Genomic DNA, 2,290 nt, shown 5'->3' on the forward strand with positions numbered 1-2,290 from the left:
CAGCCACCAGCCCGGAGTGCCGCATGCCCACGCCCAAGAAGCCCGTCTCCACGGGTCAGAAGTCCTCCTCCCGCAAGCCGTTGGTCTACGGCGCCGTGACCGTCGTGGCCGCCGGTCTCCTCGGCTTCGCGTCGTACCGGGCCACCGCCCCCGACGACACCGCCCCGGACACCTCCTCCGCCCCGGCCGCCGAGGTCTCCGCCGACCCGAACGAGGGCGTCTACCCGGAGCTGGCGAAGCTCGCCCGCCGGGACGCCGACGACAAGCTGGCCGTCGGCCGCGCCGACGCCCCGGTCGTCCTGATCGAGTACGCCGACTTCAAGTGCGGCTACTGCGGGAAGTTCGCCCGGGACACCGAGCCGAAGCTGATCGAGCAGTACGTGAAGGACGGCACGCTGCGCATCGAGTGGCGCAACTTCCCGATCTTCGGAGAGGAGTCCGAGAACGCCGCGCGCGGCGCCTGGGCCGCCGGGCAGCAGAACCGCTTCTGGGAGTTCCACGGCGCCGCCTACGCCGAGGGGGCGAAGGAGAAGGGCTTCGGCAAGGACCGGGTCGAGGCGCTCGCCGAAGAGGCCGGGGTGAAGGACCTGGACCGGTTCATGAAGGACCTCGACGGCGACGCGGCCCGTGCGGCGGTCAAGAAGGACCAGGAGCAGGCGTACGGCATCGGCGCGACGTCCACCCCGTCGTTCCTGATCAACGGCCGGCCGATCGCGGGAGCGCAGCCCGAGGAGACGTTCACGCAGGCCATCGAGGCCGCAGCCGAGCAGGCGAAGACCACCGGCAAGGACACCGGCAACGCGGGCAACGACGCCGAGGACCCCGCCAAGTGACGGCGGACATCGGCTACTTCGCGGCCTTCCTCGGCGGGCTGCTCGCCCTGGTCAGCCCGTGCAGCGCGCTGCTGCTGCCGGCCTTCTTCGCGTACTCCATCGACTCCACCTCCCGGCTGCTGGCCCGCACCGGCATCTTCTACGCCGGGCTCGCCACGACCCTCGTCCCGCTCGGCGCGGCGGGCAGCTACGCGGGACGGCTGTTCTACGGCCACCGGGACGCCCTCGTCACGGGCGCGGGCTGGCTGATCATCGTGCTCGGCGTCGCGCAGATCGTCGGGCTCGGCTTCGCGTCCCGGCGGATCGCGGCCCTCAGCGGCCGGATCCGCCCCACCACGGCGTTCTCCGTCTACGCCCTGGGCGCGGTCTACGGCCTGGCCGGATTCTGCGCGGGCCCGATCCTCGGCAGCGTCCTGACCGTCGCGGCGGTCAGCGGCAGCCCCGTCTACGGCGGGCTGCTGCTGGCGGTCTACGCGCTCGGTATGGCCGTACCGCTCTTCGTGCTCGCCCTGCTCTGGGAGCGCTTCGACCTCGGCCGCCGGACCTGGCTGCGCGGCCGTGCCGTCCGGCTCGGCCGGTTCGAGCTGCACACCACGTCGCTGCTGTCGGGGCTGTTCTTCATCGGGCTCGGCGTGCTGTTCCTCGTGTACGACGGGACGACCGCGCTGCCCGGTCTGCTGGGGGTCGACGCGTCGTTCGAGGTCGAGCAGTGGGCGCGGAACCTGGGCGAACAGGTGCCGGACGGGGTGCTGCTGGGCGCCGTGGTGCTGGTCGTGCTGCTGGTCCTGGGTGCCCGGGCCCTGCGCCGGCGCGACCCGGACGTTCCGGCGGGGACGACCGAGGAGACCGAGGAGACCGAGAAGGTGTGACCCCGACCCGCGACCGCCGCGGCCGGGCCCGGATCACGTGGTGGTCCGGGCCCCGCTGAAGTGGCCCGCCAGAACGCCTGGCGGGCCGTCTCGGCTGGCGGCCCCCGTCGCCGAGCCCCCGGCACATGAGACCGGCACCGGGGAACCCCCCGGGCCCGGCACATGGAAGCGCCCCGGACGAAGACTTCGTCCGGGGCGCTTCTGTGGTGGCTGGGGCCGGGATCGAACCGGCGACCTATCGCTTTTCAGGCGATCGCTCGTACCAACTGAGCTACCCAGCCACGCAGCCGCTGGGGCTGCAGCGGTCCTGACGGGATTTGAACCCGCGGCCTCCACCTTGACAGGGTGGCGAGCACTCCAAACTGCTCCACAGGACCAAGCGGTGTGCGAAACAAGTCTCGCACACGGTGAAACGTGCCCCCAACGGGATTCGAACCCGTGCTACCGCCTTGAAAGGGCGGCGTCCTGGGCCACTAGACGATGAGGGCTATTGGCCCGCCTGTTCGCTTCGCAGCGCGTCGGGGACGTGAGAAGCATATGGGATGGGTGGAGCTATCGCCAAAACGGTTTACGGCGACGGGGTGGGGC

General features: G+C 71.5%; 2 protein-coding genes and 3 tRNA genes. 2 read left to right on the forward strand and 3 right to left on the reverse strand.

Annotated elements, in window-relative coordinates; genetic code table 11:
• Positions 1-23: 23 nt before the first annotated feature.
• Together HET64_RS38180 and HET64_RS38185 are read left to right on the forward strand one after the other, a co-directional pair.
• Complete coding sequence (locus HET64_RS38180) at positions 24-833, forward strand: thioredoxin domain-containing protein (protein WP_215111813.1); 810 nt, start codon at positions 24-26, stop codon at positions 831-833.
• The gene (locus HET64_RS38185) at positions 830-1,702 is read left to right on the forward strand and encodes a cytochrome c biogenesis CcdA family protein (RefSeq protein ID WP_215111812.1); all 873 of its coding nucleotides are present in this window, start codon (positions 830-832) and stop codon (positions 1,700-1,702) included. Before HET64_RS38180 ends, HET64_RS38185 begins: the two co-directional genes overlap by 4 nt.
• Before the next feature lie 204 nt (positions 1,703-1,906).
• On the opposite strand, the gene HET64_RS38190 is transcribed toward HET64_RS38185, so the two are convergent.
• The 3 genes from HET64_RS38190 to HET64_RS38200 all read right to left on the reverse strand — a co-directional run bounded on the left by HET64_RS38190 (position 1,907) and on the right by HET64_RS38200 (position 2,190).
• Positions 1,907-1,983 (reverse strand) — tRNA-Phe (locus HET64_RS38190).
• A gap of 21 nt (positions 1,984-2,004) precedes the next feature.
• Positions 2,005-2,079: transfer RNA gene (locus tag HET64_RS38195), tRNA-Asp, on the reverse strand.
• Positions 2,080-2,117: 38 nt separating this feature from the next.
• Positions 2,118-2,190: transfer RNA gene (locus HET64_RS38200), tRNA-Glu, on the reverse strand.
• Positions 2,191-2,290: the final 100 nt, after the last annotated feature.

Origin of the sequence: Streptomyces sp. McG3, assembly GCF_018619185.1 — a bacterium.
Classification (GTDB): domain Bacteria; phylum Actinomycetota; class Actinomycetes; order Streptomycetales; family Streptomycetaceae; genus Streptomyces.

Excerpts from the sequence above, each read along its gene's own strand:
- HET64_RS38180 (WP_215111813.1), top strand. The coding sequence starts at position 24 with ATGCCCACGCCCAAGAAGCCCGTCTCCACGGGTCAGAAGTCCTCCTCC.